At 69.7% G+C, this 18734-nt stretch carries 10 protein-coding genes; 6 read left to right on the top strand and 4 right to left on the bottom strand.

Going from position 1 to position 18734, the window contains the following annotated elements:
- Positions 1-11: 11 nt before the first annotated feature.
- Genes AC1DW0_RS10835 through AC1DW0_RS10825 form a run of 3 tightly spaced genes read right to left on the bottom strand, consistent with a single transcriptional unit; the run spans position 12 to position 5463 of the window.
- Positions 12-1121, bottom strand: coding sequence for an HD-GYP domain-containing protein (locus AC1DW0_RS10835; RefSeq protein ID WP_477945813.1), 1110 nt, complete (start codon positions 1119-1121; stop codon positions 12-14).
- Positions 1118-3148: an ATP-binding response regulator gene (locus AC1DW0_RS10830; RefSeq protein WP_477945811.1), complete on the bottom strand. Its 2031-nt coding sequence runs from the start codon at positions 3146-3148 to the stop codon at positions 1118-1120. The genes AC1DW0_RS10835 and AC1DW0_RS10830 overlap by 4 nt, the downstream gene beginning before the upstream one ends.
- Positions 3145-5463: a hybrid sensor histidine kinase/response regulator gene (locus AC1DW0_RS10825; RefSeq protein WP_477945809.1), complete on the bottom strand. Its 2319-nt coding sequence runs from the start codon at positions 5461-5463 to the stop codon at positions 3145-3147. Before AC1DW0_RS10825 ends, AC1DW0_RS10830 begins: the two co-directional genes overlap by 4 nt.
- Positions 5464-5602: 139 nt before the next feature.
- On the opposite strand from AC1DW0_RS10825, the gene AC1DW0_RS10820 reads away from it, so the two are divergent.
- From AC1DW0_RS10820 to feoB, 5 genes are all read left to right on the top strand, one after another.
- A complete protein-coding gene (locus AC1DW0_RS10820; RefSeq protein ID WP_457352815.1) occupies positions 5603-6769 on the top strand; it encodes a response regulator in 1167 nt (388 codons plus the stop codon).
- A complete protein-coding gene (locus AC1DW0_RS10815) occupies positions 6769-8013 on the top strand; it encodes an urea ABC transporter substrate-binding protein (RefSeq protein WP_457352813.1) in 1245 nt (414 codons plus the stop codon). Before AC1DW0_RS10820 ends, AC1DW0_RS10815 begins: the two co-directional genes overlap by 1 nt.
- Entirely contained in the window at positions 8010-11780 is a 3771-nt protein-coding gene (locus AC1DW0_RS10810) for a response regulator (protein ID WP_477945806.1), read from the top strand. The genes AC1DW0_RS10815 and AC1DW0_RS10810 overlap by 4 nt, the downstream gene beginning before the upstream one ends.
- A 112-nt stretch (positions 11781-11892) precedes the next feature.
- The gene (locus AC1DW0_RS10805; protein ID WP_082532912.1) at positions 11893-12156 is read left to right on the top strand and encodes a FeoA family protein; all 264 of its coding nucleotides are present in this window, start codon (positions 11893-11895) and stop codon (positions 12154-12156) included.
- Complete coding sequence (feoB, locus tag AC1DW0_RS10800) at positions 12149-14020, top strand: ferrous iron transporter B (protein ID WP_457390115.1); 1872 nt, start codon at positions 12149-12151, stop codon at positions 14018-14020. The genes AC1DW0_RS10805 and feoB overlap by 8 nt, the downstream gene beginning before the upstream one ends.
- 150 nt (positions 14021-14170) lie before the next feature.
- Here feoB and AC1DW0_RS10795 read toward each other — a convergent pair whose 3' ends face one another.
- Entirely contained in the window at positions 14171-15112 is a 942-nt protein-coding gene (locus AC1DW0_RS10795) for a peptidylprolyl isomerase (protein ID WP_477945804.1), read from the bottom strand.
- Between the two features lie 43 nt (positions 15113-15155).
- Between AC1DW0_RS10795 and dnaE the strand changes: the two genes are divergently transcribed.
- Positions 15156-18713, top strand: coding sequence for a DNA polymerase III subunit alpha (gene dnaE / locus AC1DW0_RS10790; RefSeq protein WP_477945802.1), 3558 nt, complete (start codon positions 15156-15158; stop codon positions 18711-18713).
- Positions 18714-18734: the final 21 nt, after the last annotated feature.

Genomic DNA, 18734 nt, shown 5'->3' with positions numbered 1-18734 from the left:
ATCGGGGCGGCTCAGTCAGCCCAGCGCGAAGCAATGCCGCGCACCTCATCCAGGCAGGCATTGAGCGCCTCGACGATGCGCGGGTCGAAATGGCTGCCGGCGCCGTTGCGGATGAAGGCCAGCGCCTCGTCGTGGCTCATGGCCTGCTTGTAGGGCCGCACGCTGATCAAGGCGTCATAGACGTCGGCAACGGCCATCAGCCGGGCCGACAACGGAATGGCCTCGCCGGCCAGGCCGTCCGGATAGCCGCTGCCGTCCCATTTCTCGTGGTGGTGGCGGGCAATCTGCTTGCCGAAGGTCAGCATCGGACCGGCGTCGTCGCCAAGGCGGTCGATGGCGCGCTGCAGCAGGTCGGCGCCGTGTTCGGCATGGGTCTTCATGACCTGCCATTCGTCCGGCGACAGCTTGCCGGGCTTGAGAAGGATGGCGTCAGGGATGGCAACCTTGCCGATGTCGTGCAGCGGCGCGGCCTTGGCGAGCTCGTCGATGGCTTCGGGCGTGAGGTCCAGCGGCCCGTCGGGCTGGGCGGAGATCCACTGCGCCAGCGTGCGCACATATTCCTGGGTGCGCTGGATGTGGTTGCCGGTATCGGCGTCGCGGAACTCCGCCAGGCCGACCATGACGAAGAGGGTGGTGTCGCGCAGCCGCTCGACCTCACGCCGGCGCGCGCCCAGCTCGCCGCTCAGCAGCGCGTTGTGGCGCAGCAGGTGGTCCTCGGCCAACTTGAGCTGCAGATGGGTGCGAACGCGGGCAAGCACGGTGGCGGGGTTGAAGGGCTTGTGGATGAAGTCGGCGCCGCCGACCTGGAAGCCGGCGCTCTCGTCCTCGGGCCGGGTCAACGCGGTCAGGAAGATGACGGGCACGCGGCGCGTGGCCGGATCGGCCTTGAGCCGGCGGCAGACCTCGTAGCCATCCAGCTCCGGCATCATCACGTCGAGCACGATCAGGTCGGGCGGTTGGCGGCGGCATATTTCCAGCGCCTTCGCGCCGCTGACGGCCAGCTGCACGCGGTAGTCGGGCTTGAGCACCTGGGCCAACAGCGTCAGGTTGGCCGGCGTGTCATCGACGACCAGCACCGTGGCCTGTGACGTACCGGTGAACTCGGGCAGCATCATCGTCATGGCGGGCTTGCGTCCTTGGTCTCACCGCGCAACGCGGCCTGGGCCTCGTCGAAATCGAAGCGTTGCATGGCACCCGCCAGGGCTTTGGCCCGCGGTGCCGGCAACATCTCGATGAAGGCGGATTCATGCTGCTCCCACAATGTCAGCGCATTGCTGTCGGCCTCGCCCAGCAGGGTGTCGAGCTCATTGATCAGCGTGGTCGGGTCGGCGCCGGGCGTTGTCCGGTTCAGGACTTTGGGCAGGGGCAGGAGCAGGTCGACCGGCAGAGGGTGGTCCAGGTCCAGCAGGCGGCGCAGCATGTGCGGCAGCAGGGGCTTGCTGCACAGGGCCTCGGCGCCCAGGCGCAGTGCGCGCTCGCGCAGCACCGGCGTGTCGAAGGCGCTCAGCAGCACGGTGCGGCGGGCGCGCGACGGGCCGCTGTCGCGCAGGCAGGCCAGCAGCTCGCTGCCCTCCATGTCGGGCAGCACCCAGTCGACGATCAACAGGTCATAGGGCTGGCTGGCCGGCACGGTGACCAGGCGGGACAGGGCCTGGCGGCCCTGGGCCAGCAGGTCGATGCGGCTGGTCGGTGCCAGCGCCTTCAGCAGCGCGGTCAACGTTTCGTGGCCACCGCTGTGGGCCGCCTGCACCAGCAGCACGCGCTGCGGTGGCGGGGCGGGCGGTGGCGCCAGCTCAGGGCAGGGCGCCGGCGGCAGGCTGAGCTCGAACTCGCTGCCGCGGCCCGGAGCGCTGCTTGCCGAGAGGGTTCCGCCCATGCGCTCGGCCAGCGCGCGGCAGATCGCCAGGCCCAGGCCCGTGCCGCCAAAGCGTCGTGTCGCGCCGGCCTCGGCCTGGGCGAAGGGCGTGAACAGGCGCGCCAGTTGGTCCGGCGCCATGCCCAGACCGGTGTCACGCACGCGCAGGATCCAGCCGCCGGCCGCATCCAGCTCGGCGCTGAGCTTGACCTGTCCGGTTGGCGTGAACTTGACGGCGTTGACGAGCAGCTCGGTGACGAGCTGGGTGAGTCGCACCACGTCGCCGCGGCGCGCGCCCGCCGCGCCCAGCAGCTCCGGCGAGGCGATGTCGCAGACCAGTTCCAGCTGCTTGGCCTGGGCCGCCGGCCGCACGGCTTCGAAAGCACTGGCCAGCAGCTGCTCGAGGTGCAGGGGCTCGGCGGCGAGCTGCATGCGGCCGGTATCGAGGTCGGCGTAATCCAGCAGGCCATCGATAAGCTTGACGAGGGACTCGCCGGCGCTCGCCACCTGCTGCAGCCGGCCGCGTTGCTCACCGGGCAGCCGCCCGGCCAGCATCAGCCTTGTCAGGCCGAGCACGGTGTTCATGGGCGTGCGGATCTCGTGGCCGATATTGGCCAGGAAGTCGGATTTGGCCCGCGAGGCCGCTTCGGCTGCGGCGCGCGAACGCTCCAGTTCGACGAGACGGGCTTCGATGAGGTCTTCGGCCGTGCCCAGGCCCCTGGCAGCGGGCGCGAGTTGGGTCAGGCGCCCGAGTTGGCGCGACAGGCCCCACAGCGCGACGCAGAACATGGTCTGGCACAGCCCAAGGTTGGCGATCAGCGGCCAGCCTTGCATCAGCCATTGCGGTGGCGTGCCGGAGAAGCGCAGCAGCGTGGGCGGCGCCAGCATGACGACGAGCAGGCTCAGCGAGATCCACAGCGCCTCGCGGGCGCGCCAGGTCGTGAACAGCAGCAGGCTGCCACCCATGGCCCAAGGCGCAAAGCTGCCCAGGGTGTAGAGGCTCGGTCCAGGGTCGGGCCGCAGCGTGAACACCAGCATGGTCAAGGAGAAGTACAGGGCCAGCAGCGTGACGCCGATGCGCTGCCACAGGCGCAGCCGCTGCGGCCGCCGCCAGACGAGCAGGGCCAGGGCTGAGAAGGCGGTCGCGATCAGCGGATAGGCGATGCGGTCGCTGGGTTCGATGACACCCATGGCCGCCTCACTCGCCCAGGCGAACAGCGCGGAGGCGACGATGACCTTGAAGAGCCAGCGCGTGCCGACCGGGCCGAGGACGACGATGACCGGGGCCCTCAAGCCATGCCCTTCAGCACGAGGGCCGCGGCATCAAAGTCGAGTGCGGCCAGGGCCTGCTCCAGGCGCTGGCGCACATCGGGTGCCAGGCCGCTGTGGGCGCCATGGGCCTGCCACCAGTCCAGCGCGCGGCTGTCGCTCTGAGTCAGGAGCCGATGCAGCTCGGCCACGTCACCCGGGCCGCTCGGGCGCGGGGCCGCCGCAGCATCCCAGTTGCGCGCCAGGGCGGCCTGGATCTCGGTCTGCAGCAGCGCCAGGGCAGGTTCGACGCGGCCGAGATGCCGGCTGGCACTGTCGGCGTCGGCCGCGGCGGCACTGCGTTCCAGTGCGAGGGCGGCCTGGTGCAGGGGCTGAGCGCCCAGCGTCGCGGCCAGGCCCTGCAGCGTGTGGGCGGCGCGGCGCAGTTCAGCCCAGTTGCCAGCAGCCAGCCAGTCGGACCAGCCGGCCAGCCCGGCGGTGTACTGGTCGGCAAAACCCTGCAGCGTGCGACGGTAAAGCGCCGTTTGGCCATCGAATTGGCGCAGCCCGGTCTGCAGGTCCAGCGCCGGGCGCGGCGGCAGCGGCGCCGGGGGCTTGGCAGCAGGACGGTAGCGCTGCAGCTCGCGCACCAGGCGGGCCACGTCCAGCGGCTTGGCGATATGGCCCTGCATGCCGGCGGCCGTGCATTGGGCGCGCTCCTCGGCCAGCGCATGGGCCGTCATGGCCAGCACGGGCAGGGCGTCGAACTCGGGCAGCTCGCGCAGTTTGCGCGTCGCGCTCAGGCCATCGAGCACGGGCATCTGCAGGTCCATCAGCACGAGGTCGTAGGCGGCTGGGCCGCGCGCCAGCAGGCGGTCCAGGCCTTCCTGTCCGTTGGCTGCGACGTCGACCTGGGCGCCGCGGCTGCTCAGCAGGCGCAGCGCGATCTCCTGGTTGACGGGATGGTCCTCGACCAGCAGCACGCGCAGCCCGGCCAGGGATTGGGCATCCAGGCCGGCGGGCCGGTCGGCCGGGGCGTCGCTGAGCAAGCGGCGCAACTCCCCGGGCAGCAGCGGCTTGGGGCAGAGCGCGCGGGCGCCGAAGCTGCGCGCCTGGGCCGGGCCGTCGTCGACGCCTGGCGGGCAGAGCACGGCGATGCGCAAGGCCGGGTGATCGCGTCGCAACTGGGCCAGCAACTCGGCACCGGTTGCGCCCGGGCCGGGCAACTGCCAGTCGAGCAGCAGCCACTCGAAGGGCTTGCCGGCCTGGTGGGCCTCGACCAGCGCGGCCCGCGTGCTGGCGGCATCGGTGCTGGCGCCCAGGCCAGCGCCGAAGCCGAGATGGCGCAGCAGGGCCAGCGTCGCCTCGCGACCCTCGGGGCGGGCCTTGGCCAGCAGCAGACGCTGCGGCTTGAGCGTCGCGGGCGTCGCGGCGCCCGCGTCCAGCGGCAGCGGCAGGCGGATCTCGAAGCTGCTGCCCTGGTCGAGCGTGCTGTGCACGCCGAGCACGCCACCCATCAGCTCGACGAGGCGGCGCGTGATGGCCAGGCCCAGGCCGGTGCCGCCATGGCGCCGCTGCATGGGTGCGTCGCCCTGCCGGAATTCGCGGAACAGGCCGTCGAGCTGCTCCGTGCTCATGCCGATGCCACTGTCCTGCACGGTGATGCAGAGCGGCACACGGCCCTGATCGTCGGTGGGTGCGGCGGCCAGGCGCAGCTGCACCTGGCCCGCCGGCGTGAACTTGATGGCGTTGGCCAGCAGGTTGACCAGCACCTGCTGCAGCCGCAGCGCGTCGCCGCGGAGCTGGCCGCGCGGGCCGAGCAGGCTGGCGTCGGCCCAGTCGCAGATGAGCGCGACAGCGGGGTTGGCATGCACCGGCCTGACCAGCTCCATGGCCTGGCCGACGACGTCCTCCAGCCGCAGCGGCAGCGACTCGATCGCCATGTGGCCGGCCTCGATCTTGGCGACGTCCAGCACGTCGTTGACGAGGCTGAGCAGCATGCGCGAGGCGGCATCGGCCTTGGTCAGCAGGTCACGCTGTTCGGGCGTGAGCTGGGTCTGCAGCGCCAGTTGCGTCATGCCCATGACGGCATTCATGGGCGTGCGGATCTCGTGGCTGAGCTGGGTCAGGAAGCGCGTCTTGGCTTCGGTGGCCGACCGGTGTGACTCGGCCGCATCGACGCCGCGCCGCAGCACCAGCATGCACAGCGCGGGCAGGGGCAGCAACAAGGTATTGATGACCAGGGCAGCGTCGACGGCCGCGCCGCCTGCGTCGCGCAGGCTCCAAAGCAGGGCCAGAAGCGCCAGCAGCGCCGCCATGGCAAGCCAGAGTAGGCCGAGCGTGAACGTGCGCTGGGGCATGGGCGATCGCGTGTGAACTTGCCGATTATGGTTGTCGCGGATGACCCGAATGTGCGACGGAATCCGTAGCCACGCCCTGGGGAAAGCCCCGGGCATGCCTGTGGTTGTCGGGGAGGTGCAGCGGTTATTCTGACCCGCCATGCCGCTCATCCTCGTAGTCGACGACCAGCCGAGCAACATCCATGCGCTGTACCAGCTGCTGGTGGACGAATGTGAGGTCTCCATGGCCACCAGCGGCGCCGAGGCGCTGGCCTTCTGTGCCCAGCAGCTGCCCGACCTGATCCTGCTTGACGTGCTGATGCCCGAAATGAGCGGCTATGAGGTCTGCGACCGCCTGAAGGCCGATCCGCGCACGCGCGGCGTGCCCGTCATCTTCGTCACCGTGCAGGGCAGCGCCGACGACGAAGCCCAGGGCTTTGCCCATGGCGCGGTCGACTACATCCCCAAGCCCTTTGTCGACGTCGTCGTCAAGGCGCGGGTGCGCACCCAGCTGGCGCTCAAGCTGGCGTCCGAGAGCTTTGCGCGTTCGCAGATCGAGCTCTTCCAGCGCGACAAGCTGGCCTCGGTCGGCCGCACCATCTCGGGCATCGCCCAGGAGCTGAGCTCACCGCTGGGCAACGCGCTGATCTCGGCCTGCACGTTGCAGGACGACCTGACCCATCTGCGCGGCTTGTCCGGCACCAGCAACATCAAGCGCAGCGACCTCGACAAGCACCTGCGCGTCAGCGAGGAGAGCGTCGGCCTGGTGCTGTCCAACCTGCAACGCACCCTGTCCATCGTCGACTCCTTCCTGCAGTCCACGGCCGACAACTTCGGCGACCAGCGCCGCAGCTTCTCGCTGCTGGAACTGGTGCACGAGGTGGTGGCCGGTCTGGCACCGGCACTCCAGACTCACCAGGTGCGCTGCGAGCTGGACGCCGGCGACGATCTGCACTTGCTGAGTTTTCGCGGCGCCCTGGCCAAGGTGTTGTCCACGCTGATCCAGAACGCCGTCAAGCATGCCTACCGCGAGGCCGGAGGCGAGGTCCACCTGCGCGTGCGGCCGCTGGGCACGGACCAGCTCACAGTCACCGTGCAGGACCATGGCGTCGGCATCCCGCCCGGCATGCTCGGGCGCGTCTTCGACCCCTTCTTCTCGACGCGTTTCGGCCCCAACCGCAGCGAGCCTGGCCTGTACATCGTGCGCAACCTCGTCACCTTTGCACTGGGCGGGCAGATCCAGGTCGAGTCCACGCCCGGCGTGGGCACGACGGTGCGGTTGACGCTGCCGCTGATATCGCCCGAGGCGCGGCGCGCGGCGGGTTGATGCTGGCAGGCATTCGCGCCCGACTGGCGTTGCTGGGCGGCCTGCTGCTGGTGCTGGCACTGGGGCTGGGGCTCTATCTGTTGCAAAGGCCGTCGGCGCAGGCCGCGCAGGGCCCCATCGTCATCGGGCTGCTGCATGCCTTGAGCGGCCCGATGGCGGCCAGTGAGGCGCCGCTGGTGGCCACTGTCAAGCTGGCGGTGGAGGAAATCAATGCCGGCGGCGGTCTGCTGGGCCGACGCGTCGAACTCAGGATCGAGGACACGCGCTCCGAGCCGCGCGTTGCTGCTGCCGCCGCCGAGCGCCTCATCAGCACCGAACATGCGGTCGCCCTGTTCGGCTGCTGGTCGTCCAACTGCCGCCAGGCCGTCAGGCCTGTCGTCGAGACTCATCGCCATCTGCTGTTCTACCCGCTGGCCTACGAGGGCATGGAGCAGTCGCCGAACATCATCTACACCGGCCCCACGCCCAACCAGCACGCACTGCCCGCCACCGACTGGGCCATGCATGGCTTCGGCCGGCGGGTCTACCTCATCGGCACCGACGGCCTCTACCCGCGGCGTGTCAACGCGATGCTGCGCGACTTCATCCTGCTGAGTGGCGGCCAGGTGCTGGCCGAGCGCTATGTGCCGCTGGCAGGCACCGACATGGGCGGCGTGCTGGCCGACCTGCAGCGCGTCCAGCCCGATGTCGTCATCAGCACCATTGGTGGCAGCAGCAATCGCGCCTTCTTCGATGCCCTGGTGGCGGCCGGCCTGACCGACCTGCCGCTCATGTCCCTGCGCGCCGCCGAGCCGGAGATGACCGCCTATGACGGCGGCCGACTCGACCGCCATTTCACGGCCTGGAGCTATCTGCAGTCGCAGCCCGGGCCGGCCAATGAGGCCTTCCTGGCGCGGCTGCGGCGCAGCCAGGGCGAGGGCATCCAGGCCAGTGATCCGGCGGTGTCGGCTTACATCGGCGTGCAGCTCTGGGCCGCCGCGGTGCGCGAGGTCGGCAGCGCGCAGACGGACGCGGTCAATGCCAATGTGCTGCAGCAGAGCATCTCAGCCCCCCAGGGCTTCGGGGCGGTGGACAGCCAGAGCCGGCATCTGTGGCGCCAGCTGCGCATCGCCCAGGTCAAGCCGGGCGGTCAGCTCGCCGAGGTGTTCGCGCTGCCGCGCTACATCAAGCCGGCACCGTGGCCGGTGTTCCGTTCGGCAGAGCACTGGATGGCGGTGCTGCCGCGCACCGAGGGCGCGCCGTGATCGCCGCCGTGCCGGTCGTGGAGTCGACGCGCCGCGCCTGGCGCGTCGGCCCGGCCCTGCTGCTGGGCCTGATGCTGCTGTCGATGCTGCCCCTGGGGCTGGTCGGGCTGTGGCAGCTCTCCAGCTTTGAGAACAGCCTGCATGAGACGGTGACCGAAGGCCTGGTGGCGATCTCGCGCAAGAAGGTCCACGAGATCAACGAATACCTCAACGAGGTCGAGGTCGATGGCCGCCTCGTGGCCCAGGCCAGCGACACGCGCGAGCTGCTGGTGCAGCGCGGCGACGCGGTGGCTACCCGCGTGAGTGCCGGCAGCCGGGCCTTTTTCGAGCGCCTCTACGACAGCGGCAAATACCTCAACCTGCTGCTGGTGCAGCCCGACGGCCGCATCAGCTTCGCGATGAAGGCACCGGCCGGCTCGACACCCGAGCTGGCGCGGCTGGACGGCGGCGCCTACGAAGGCAGCGAGCTGCTGGCCGCGCACCGCCGCGCCATCGGCCAGCTGGACCCGCAGCTGACGCCGGCCCAGCGCCTGCGCGGCGAGGGCCCGGCGACGCTTTTCCTGGTCCATCCGGTGGTCGATGGCGATCGCGTGCTCGGCAGTGTCGTGTTGCAGCTCGACCTGGACCGCCTGCTGCGGGTCGCGACCGAGCGCTCGGGGCTGGCGCTGACGGGCGAGACGGTGCTGGTGCAGCGCCAGGGCGACCGGGCCGTCTTCATCAACGACCTCAAGCGGCCGCCGTTGCAGACGCTGACCGGCTCGCTGGACCTGGCCTCGCCCGAGCCGCCGCCGGCCGTGCGCGCCCTGCGCGGCGAAAGCGGCAGCGGCCTGACGCGCGACTACGCCGGTATCGAGATCGTCGCGTCCTGGCGCCACCTGCCCGCGCTGGACTGGGGCATCTCCGTCAACATCGACGCGGCCGAGGCGTTTGCGCCGGCGCGTGCGCTGCGCGACCGCTTGGCTCTCGCCCTCGGCCTGTCCCTTCTGCTGGCCCTGGGCCTGGGTCTGCTGCTGGGGCGTCGCCTGGTCGAGCCCGTGCAGATGCTGAGCGGTGCGGTGGCCCGCATCGCCGGGGGCAAGCTGGATGAGCGAGCGCCGGTCTGCGGCTTTGCCGAGTTCCGCGAGCTGGCGCGCAGCTTCAACCAAATGACGGAACAGCTCGTCGTCGAGCGCCAACTGCTGGAGGCGCGCGTCGAGCAACGCACGCGCGCGCTCAATGAGAGCGAGCAGCGCTTTCGCGGCGTCTTCGAGCGCGCCCAGGTCGGCATTGCGCTGTGCGACGCCCAGGGTGTCATCCTCGACGTCAATCAGGCGCTGACGGCGATGCTCTGCCGCGAGGCCGGGGCGCTGCGCGGCGCCAAGCTGGCCGATCTGCCGGACTTCCGGCCCGGCCGCCTGCCCGGTGGCGAGCTGGCGCGCCTGGCGGCCGGGCGGTTGGACCATGTCCGCTTCGAACGCGGCTTCGCGCTGCCCGGCGGCGGCGAGCTGTTCGTCGACGGCAGCGCCAGCGCCATCCGCGATCGCCGTGGCCGCCTCGTCAACGTCGTGCAGATGCTGGTCGACGTGACCGAGAGACACCGCGCCGAAGTTGATTTGGTACGTGCCCGGGTTGCGGCCGAGGCGGCCAGCCAGGCCAAGAGCGATTTCCTGGCCAACATGAGCCACGAGATCCGCACGCCGATGAGCGGGGCCTTGGGCATGCTCAACCTGCTGCTGCGCACCGAGCTGTCGCCGCGCCAACTCGACTATGCGGCGAAGGCCCGCACGGCGGCCCAGGCGCTGCTGGCCGTCATCAACGATGTGCTGGATTTCTCCAAGGTCGAGGCCGGCAAGATGGAGCTGGACCCGCACCGCTTCGAGCTCAGCGACTTCATGCGCGAGCTGGCCGTCATCCTGTCGGCCAACGTTGGTGCCAAGGACATCGAGGTGCTGTTCCGCCTCGACCCGCGCCTGCCCAGCGCCCTCGTCGGCGATGCCACCCGGCTGCGCCAGGTGCTGCTCAACCTGGCCGGCAATGCGCTGAAGTTCACCGAGCGCGGCGAGGTGGTGCTGGGGCTGTCGTTGCTGGGCGAGACGGGTGGGCAGGCGCGGCTGCGCTTCGAGGTTCGCGACACCGGCATCGGCATCGCGGCGGACAAGCTCGATCACATCTTTGCCGGCTTCAGCCAGGCCGAGCAGTCGACGTCGCGCCGCTACGGCGGCACGGGCCTGGGCCTGGCCATCAGCCGGCGGCTGGTCGCGCTGATGGGTGGCGAGCTGCGCGTGGACAGCCGCGTCGGCGAGGGCAGCCGCTTCCATTTCGATCTGCTGATGGCGACTGCGCCGGCCGAGCGCGGTGAGCCCGACACGGCGCAGCGCGGCCTCAAGGTGCTGATCGTCGACGACAACCCGATGGCCCGCGAGGTGCTGCAGGGCATCGGCGCCAGCCTGGGCTGGGACTGCGACCTGGCAGCCAGTGGCGAGCAGGCGCTGGACGTGGTGCACGAGGCCGCCGAGCGCGGCGAGCCGCATTACGAACTGATCCTGATGGACTGGCGCATGCCGGGGCTGGACGGCTGGGAGACCTCGCGGCGCATCCGCGCCAGCCACGAGTCCGATGCGCCCGTCATCATCATGGTCACGGCCCATGGCCGCGAGCTGCTGGCCGAGCGCAGCGAGCAGGACATCCAGGGCCTGGGCGGCTATCTCGTCAAGCCGGTGACGGCGTCCATGCTGCACGACGCCGTTGCTGAAGCCACGCGTGGGCAGCCGGCGCCGCTGCCGCGGGCCACCGCCGAACCCCGGCTGCAGGGCATGCGCCTGCTGCTGGTGGAGGACAACAGCGTCAACCAGCAGGTGGCCCAGGAGCTGCTGGAAGGCGAGGGCGCCGTCGTGACAGTGGCCGGCGGCGGCGTCGAGGGGGCCCATCTGGCCAAGGTGGCCGAGCCCGTTTTCGACGCCATCCTGATGGACCTGCAGATGCCCGACATCGACGGCTTCGAGGCCACGCGGCGCATCCTCGCGCACCGGGCCGACAGCCTCATCATCGCCATGACGGCCAATGCCATGGAATCGGACCGCCAGGCCTGCCTGGCCGCCGGCATGCGCGACCATGTCGCCAAGCCCGTGGACCTGGAGCAGCTCGTCGCCAGCCTGCGCCGCCACGTCGGCCCCATCCCCATGCGGCCGGCGCCGCCCCCGCCGCCGGTGTCGGCACCGCTGCTGGAGCGCGAGGCAGCGCTGCAGCGCCTGGGCGGTCGGGCCGCCTTGTACGAGCGACTCGCCAAGTCCTTCGCCCAGGACGCGCCCGCGGAGATGGACACGCTCAGGTGCCATCTGCAACAACAAGCCCTGGCCGACGCGACGCGCGTGCTGCATACCCTGCGCGGCTTGGCCGGCGCCGTCGGCGCCACCGCGCTGGCCGTATCGGCCGGCCGCCAGGAGCTGGCATTGCGCGAGGGTGGCAGCGCCAGCGCGGTCGATCTGGTCGGCTTGCAGGGGCTGCTCGACGCCAGCCTCGCCGTGCTGTCCGCCGCTGTCGTGCCCGGCCCACCGCCGCCCACTGCTCCCGCCATCGTGAGCGAGCCTCTGGAAGCACTGCGCCGGCTGCGCCAGTTGCTGGTCGAACGCAATATGCGCTCGGTCGCAGTCTGCGAAGAGCTGTCCACGCAGCACGCCGACGCCTTCGGCACCGAGCTTGCCCAGCTTTCCACGGCCGTGGCGAAGCTGGACTTCGGCAAGGCCCTGAAAGCCTGCGACCAGTTGCTGGACCGCCTCAATCCCCGCTGAGCGCCGGTTGGGCCACCCGACGGGCAAAACCCATTCCCGGGGCGCGGACGCCATGGGCTTGCGTACAATGAGAATCATTCTCATCAAACCGACTCGTCCGCCGAGCCCGCCAATGTCCGAGCCGCTGTTCTCCAGCCTCGCCGCCGCCCCTGCAGGGCAGGCGCTGACCGTCCAGCAGGTCAGCGCACCCGGGCATTCGCCGGAATGGGCGGCGTGGCTGGCCGATCTGGGCTTTCTGCCGGGTGAAGCCGTGCGCGTGCTGCGCCGCGGCGCCCAGCGCACCGGCAACCTGGTCGTGCGCATCGGGCAATCGACGTTTGCGCTGCGCCATGCCGAGGCCGAATGCATCGCCGTGACGCCGCGCGGCCATGACTGAGTCTGTTGTCCATGTCCACCGCGGCGGCAAGCTGGTGGCCCTCGTTGGCAACCCCAACTGCGGCAAGACGGCCCTGTTCAACGGCCTGACCGGCAGCCATCAAAAGGTCGCCAATTACGCTGGCGTGACCGTCGAGCGCAAGGAAGGCCGCCTCGTCACCGTGGCCGGCAAGGCCTTGCGCCTGCTGGACCTGCCCGGCACCTACAGCCTGCACCCGCGCTCGCCCGACGAGCGCGTCACCTGCGATGTGCTGGCCGGCCGCGCCAAGGGCGAGAAGCGGCCCGACCTGGTCGTCTGCGTGCTGGATGCCACCAATCTGCGCCGCAACCTGCGCCTGCTGCTGGCCGTGCGCCGCATGGGCCTGCCCGTCGTCGTGGCGCTGAACATGGCCGACCTGGCCGCCCGGCGTGGCCTCAAGATCGACCCGGTTGCCCTGGCCGCCCAGCTTGGCGTGCCCGTCGTGCGCACCGTCGCCATCCACCGCGAAGGCCTGGACGAGTTGCGTGCGCTGCTCGACAAGCCTGAGGTCTGGGAGGCTGCGCCCCTTGCCATCGCGGGCGAGCAACAGGTCGACGACCATGTCACCGTGCGCACGCTGCTGCGCGAGCTCCAGCTCGACCATGAACTGCCCACCCTGCCCAGCGACCGCGTCGACCGCGTGCTGCTGCATCCGGTGGCCGGCTCCGTCATCCTGGCCGTCCTGCTTTTTTTGCTCTTCCAGGCCGTCTTCTCCTGGGCCGAGCCGCCCAAGGACGCCATCGAGAGCGGCATGGCCTGGCTCGGCAACCAGGTCGGCCTGTGGCTGCCCGAGGGCTGGCTGCGCAGCCTCATCGTCGACGGCGTCATCGCCGGCTGCGGCGGCGTGCTGGCCTTCCTGCCGCAGATCCTGATCCTGTTCTTCTTCATCCTGCTGCTGGAGGAGTCGGGCTACCTGCCGCGCGCGGCCCTGCTGCTGGACCGGCTGATGGGCAGCGTCGGCCTGTCGGGGCGCAGCTTCATCCCGCTGCTGTCCAGCTTTGCCTGCGCCATCCCCGGCATCATGGCCACGCGCTCCATCTCCAATCCGCGCGACCGCCTCGTCACCATCATGATCGCGCCGCTGATGACCTGCTCGGCGCGGCTGCCGGTCTATGCCCTCCTGATCGGCGCCTTCGTGCCGCACCGCGAGGTGGCGGGCTTCGAGCTGCAGGGGCTGGTGCTGTTCGGCCTGTATTTCGCCGGCATCCTGGGCGCGCTGGCCGTGGCCTGGGTGCTCAAGCGCTTCACGAGCACGGGCCGCCTCGTGCGGCCGCTGATGATGGAGCTACCGAGCTACCACTGGCCGCACCCGCGCTCCATCGCCATTGGCCTGTGGCAGCGCGCCATGATCTTCATCAAGCGTGTCGGCGGCATCATCCTCGTGCTGACCATCGCGCTGTGGCTGCTGTCCAGCTTCCCCGGCCCGCCGGAGGGCGCGACCGGGGCGCCCATCCAGTACAGCGTCGCGGGTTATCTAGGCGCGGGCCTGGCCAAGATCTTCGCGCCCATCGGCTTCAACTGGCAGATCAGCCTGGCCCTGGTGCCGGGCCTGGCGGCGCGCGAGGTGGCCATCAGTGCGCTGGGCACGGTCTACGCGCTGTCGGCCACCGGCGACGATGCCGCCCAGGCGCTGGCGCCGCTGATCCAGCAGAGCTGGAGCCTGGCAACGGCCCTGTCGCTGCTGGCCTGGTATGTGTTCGCGCCGCAATGCATCGCCACGCTGGCGGCGGTGAAGCGCGAGACCGGTGGCTACAAGATGCCGTTGATCATGACGGGCTATCTGTTCGGACTGGCCTATCTGGCCTCCTTCGTCACCTACCGCGTCGCGCTTTACTTGGGCGCTTGACGTCAGCGTATTCTGGGCCGAGCGCTGGGCCGCTCCCGAGCCGGCCCGCTTGGGCGTGTGCTTGTGGCTCAATGCCGCAAGCATCGCCGTCCCCTCGGGGGACCGGCTGGGCGCGCCCGCGTTCAGCGGGGCGAAACCGGACGAGGGGCTTCAGGGAGTGGGCCGCGTCGGCACCGACGCGCTGCAGATGTCGATATAGCCGGGGCTGTGCACGAACCAGCCGCCGCGAAAGCGCCTGGCATCGAGTAGCTGCGTCCAGGTGGTGGACTCGGTCCGCAGCACCTGCAGCGCGGGCCGCTCGGCGGCCGGCACCTCGGCCAGCAGGCGGATGCGCTGGATGCCGGTGCGCTGCTCGGGCTTGTCGTAGAAGCCCATGGCGGCCCCACCGCGGGGCAGGCCGGACAGCAGCTCCATGCCCTTGAGCACGCGACCCACCACGGTGATGTTGAGATCCAACCCGCGCGGCGCCTGGCCGATGACGACATAGAGCTCGGTGCCGTTGCTGGAATCGATCGCGTCGCTGCGCCCGGCGCCGACCATGCCGTAGCAGTGGGCTAGCCAGGCCCTGCCGGCCTTGGGATCGGCAGCGACCGGGAAGCCTTCGGCAAAGCCGGTGCGTGGCGCCCAGCCTTCCACGTCGGGCAGCCTGGTGAAGGCGGCTTCCTTGCCGACCTTGTCCAACGGCACGGAGAACTCGGCGGGCAGCTTGGCTGAGGCGCCGGCCGGCAGCGGCTTGGCCTTGGCGGCGTCCTCGCCATCGGGGTCGCCCCATTGGGTGACGAAGTTGTCCTGAACGCGCAGGATGGCCAGGCCATCCCAGTAGCCACCGCGGGCCAGGGCGCGGATGTTGGCGGCATGGGCTGGCGCAAAGCGCGGCGCCAGTTCGATGATGACCTGACCCGACGCCAACTCCATCAGCAGCGTGTTCTCAGGATCGAGCCCGCGCCAGTCGCTGGCCGGCGAGCCAGCGAGGATCTGCTGGGCGGTCTTCTTCGCGGCCGCCTTGACCGGGGGCTTGGCAGCCTTGGAGGGTGCGGCAAGGGCGGTGGACAGCAGGCCGGCGGCGGCCAGCGCGAGAGCGATGTGTTTCATGGGCGCGCAGCTTAACGGCGGAGGGGCTTCCTACAATGCGGCGATGCCCGAGACCGCTGTTCAAGACCTGCAAGACCTGCCCTATGTCCACCTGCGCATGCACACCGAGTATTCGGTGGTGGACGGCACCCTGCGCACCGACGATGCCGCCGATGCGGCCGCGGCGGATGGCCAGGTGGCGGCGGCCATCACCGACCTGGCCAACCTGTTCGGCGGCATCAAGTTCTACAGCGCGATGCGCAAGAAGGGCGTGCAGCCCATCCTCGGCGCCGACTGCTGGCTGGAGACCGACGCCACCGACAAGCCGCCGACGCGCCTGCTGCTGCTGGTGCAGAACAGCCAGGGTTATCTGAACCTCAGCGAGCTGCTGTCACGCGCGTGGATCGATAACGTGCAGCGCAACCAGGCATGCCTGAAATGGGAATGGCTGACGGAGCTGGGTGGCGGGCTGATCTGCCTGTCCGGGGCCCAGCATGGCGGCCTGGGCCAGGCGCTGATGCAGGGCGACAAGGTGCGCGCCAGGGAATGGGCGCAGCGGCTGTCCGAGGTCTTCCCGGGCCGCTTCTACATCGAGCTGCAGCGCGCCGGTCTGCCCGGCCAGGAGGCGCTGGTGCAGGCCAGCGTGCCGCTGGCGGCGGAGCTGGGCCTGCCGGTGGTGGCGACGCACCCGATCCAGTTTCTCGGCGAGGACGACTTCGAGGCCCATGAGGCGCGCGTCTGCGTGGCCGAAGGAGAGACTCTCGCCAACCCCAAGCGCATCAAGCGCTTCCTGCCCAGCCAGTATTTCAAGACGCAGGCGCAGATGCGCCAGCTGTTCAAGGACATCCCGAGCGCCATCCAGAACACCACCGAGATCGCGCGCCGCTGCTCGCTGACGCTGGTGCTGGGCAAGCCACAGCTGCCCAATTTCCCGACGCCGCTGCTGGACGACGGCACGCCGATGCCGATGGAGCAGTATTTCCGCGAGCTGAGCCACGAGGGGCTGGTGGGGCGGCTGAAGCACCTCTTCCCCAACGAGGCGGAGCGCGACAAGGAGCGGCCGCGCTATGTGGAGCGGCTGGAATTCGAGCTGAACACCATCATCAAGATGGGCTTCCCGGGCTACTTCCTCATCGTGTCGGACTTCATCCGCTGGGCCAAGGCCAACGGCTGCCCGGTCGGCCCGGGCCGGGGCTCGGGTGCGGGCTCGCTGGTGGCCTATGCACTGCTGATCACCGACCTGGACCCGCTCAAGTACAACCTGCTGTTCGAGCGCTTCCTGAACCCCGAGCGGGTCTCGATGCCCGACTTCGACATTGACTTCTGCCAGGGCAATCGCGACCGCGTCATCGACTACGTCAAGGACAAGTATGGCCGCCCGGCGGTCAGCCAGATCGCGACGTTCGGCACCATGGCCGCCAAGGCCGCGCTGCGCGACATCGGCCGCGTGCTGGGCATGGGCTTCGGCCATGTGGACAGCATCGCCAAGCTCATTCCCGCGCCGCCGGGCAAGACGGTGACGCTGGCCAAGCTGCCGCCCAACTTCGACCCCGACAAGGCCAAGGTCATATACGCCCGCCACGAGGCGCCGGAACTCGAGGAGCGCGAGAAGAGCGACGAGGAAGTGGCCGAGTTGTTGAAGCTCGCCGCCCGCGTCGAAGGCATGGTGCGCAACATCGGCATGCACGCCGGCGGCGTGCTGATCGCGCCGGGCAAGATCACCGACTTCTGCCCGCAATACCAGCAGCCCGGCTCAACCTCGGCCGTCAGCCAGTTCGACAAGGACGACGTCGAGGCCATCGGCCTCGTGAAGTTCGACTTCCTGGGCCTGGCCACGCTGACCATCCTGGAGCTGGCCAAGGACTTCATCGTCGCCCGCCACGCCGACCGCGCCGGCTTCGACTGGGCCAATGTGCCGCTGGTCGACAAGAAAGTCTTCGACCTCTTCGGCAAGGGCTACTCCGAGAGCGTGTTCCAGTTTGAATCGCCCGGCATGCAGCGCCTGTTGAAGGACGCCAAGCCCTCGCGCTTCGAGGACCTGATCGCGCTGGTGTCGCTGTACCGCCCCGGCCCGATGGACCTGATCCCTTCCTTCGTGGCGCGCAAGCACGGCAAGGAGACCATCGAGTACCCGCACCCGCTGCTGGGCCAGGTGCTGGAGGAGACGTATGGCGTCTTCGTCTACCAGGAGCAGGTGATGCAGGCCGCCCAGGTGCTGGGCGGCTACAGCCTCGGCGGCGCGGACATGCTGCGCCGCGCGATGGGCAAGAAGAAGGCCGAGGAAATGGCCATGCACCGCGAGATCTTCCGCAAGGGAGCCGCGGAGAAGGGCATCGACCAGGCCAAGGCGGATGAAGTCTTTGACTTGATGGAAAAGTTCGCGGGCTACGGCTTCAACAAGTCGCACGCCGCCGCCTACGCGCTGCTGTCGTATCACACGGCCTGGCTGAAGACGCACTACACGGCCGAGTTCTACGCCGCGAATATGACCATCGAAATGGACGACACCGACAAGCTCAAGGTGTTGCTCAACGACGCCAAGATCTTCGGCATCGAATTCCAGTCGCCTTGCGTCAACAAGGGCGTCTACCGCTTCGAGCCGATGACGAACCGCCTCGTCAACTACGGCCTGGGCGCCGTCAAGGGCACGGGCCGCGGCGCCATCGAGGCCATCATCGCCGCGCGCGAATCAGGCGGACCCTTCCTGAGCTTCTACGACTTCTGCCTGCGCGTGGACCGCAAGGCCGTCAACAAGCGCGCGGTGGAGGCGCTGATCAAGGCCGGCGCCTTCGACAGCATCAACCCCGAGCGCTCACGGCTGCTCGCCAGCGTCGGCCGCGGCTACACGCATGCCGAAACGCAGGAGGCCAATGCCGATCAGGGTGGCCTGTTCGACTTCGGTGACTCGCATGCGGCCTCGCATGTCGAGCCCGATCTGGTCGACGCGCCCATATGGAGCATCAAGGAGCGCCTGTCGCTGGAGAAGACCGCCATCGGCTTCTACCTGTCGGGTCACCTGTTCGACCACGGCGGCGCCGAGGTGCGGCGCATCGTCAAGCGCCAGATCGCCGACCTGGTGGACAGCCGCGAGCCGACGCTGGTGGCCGGCATCGTCAGCGACATGCGCGTCATCAACGGCCAGCGCGGCCGCGTCGCCATCTTCAAGATCGACGACAAGAGCGACGCCATCGAGGCCGTGGCCAACGAGGAACTGCTGAACGCCAACAAGGAACTGCTGGCCGAGGACGAACTCATCATTGCCCAGGGCAAGGTGCAGAACGACCGCTTCTCGGGCGGCCTGCGCATGAATGTGCAGGCGGTGTGGAGCCTGTCGGCGGCGCGCGCCAAGTTCGGCCGGCATCTGCTGCTGGGCAATGCCGGTGCCGCCGGGTTGGTCAAGGAGCTGGTCGAGCGCTTTCCGCCGCGCGAGGTCGAGACGGAGGAGGGCGGCAAGCGCAAGCTCGGCCTGCCCGTGCGCGTGTCGGTCAAGGCCGAGCCGGATGGCGACAGCGTCGGCGCGCGCTGGCTGGTGGAACTTGGCGAGGCCAGCCGTTTCTGGCCCGCGGACGAGGCTTTAGCCAAATTGGGCACAGCGGCTGAGGTCATTTACGAAGCTGGATGAGCCCCGGCATCGGCGATGATT

The organism is Roseateles sp. P4_D2 (assembly GCF_056401875.1).
The sequence above is the reverse complement of the archived record's forward strand: the minus strand, read 5'-3'. Positions and strand labels throughout refer to the sequence as shown.

Bases quoted from the DNA above. Each gene is read 5' to 3' on its own strand.
- feoB (WP_457390115.1), top strand. From the start codon at position 12,149: ATGACTGAGTCTGTTGTCCATGTCCACCGCGGCGGCAAGCTGGTGGCC.
- AC1DW0_RS10805 (WP_082532912.1), top strand. From the start codon at position 11,893: ATGTCCGAGCCGCTGTTCTCCAGCCTCGCCGCCGCCCCTGCAGGGCAG.
- AC1DW0_RS10820 (WP_457352815.1), top strand. From the start codon at position 5,603: ATGCCGCTCATCCTCGTAGTCGACGACCAGCCGAGCAACATCCATGCG.
- AC1DW0_RS10835 (WP_477945813.1), bottom strand. From the start codon at position 1,121: ATGACGATGATGCTGCCCGAGTTCACCGGTACGTCACAGGCCACGGTG.
- AC1DW0_RS10815 (WP_457352813.1), top strand. From the start codon at position 6,769: ATGCTGGCAGGCATTCGCGCCCGACTGGCGTTGCTGGGCGGCCTGCTG.
- AC1DW0_RS10825 (WP_477945809.1), bottom strand. From the start codon at position 5,463: ATGCCCCAGCGCACGTTCACGCTCGGCCTACTCTGGCTTGCCATGGCG.
- dnaE (WP_477945802.1), top strand. From the start codon at position 15,156: ATGCCCGAGACCGCTGTTCAAGACCTGCAAGACCTGCCCTATGTCCAC.
- AC1DW0_RS10795 (WP_477945804.1), bottom strand. From the start codon at position 15,112: ATGAAACACATCGCTCTCGCGCTGGCCGCCGCCGGCCTGCTGTCCACC.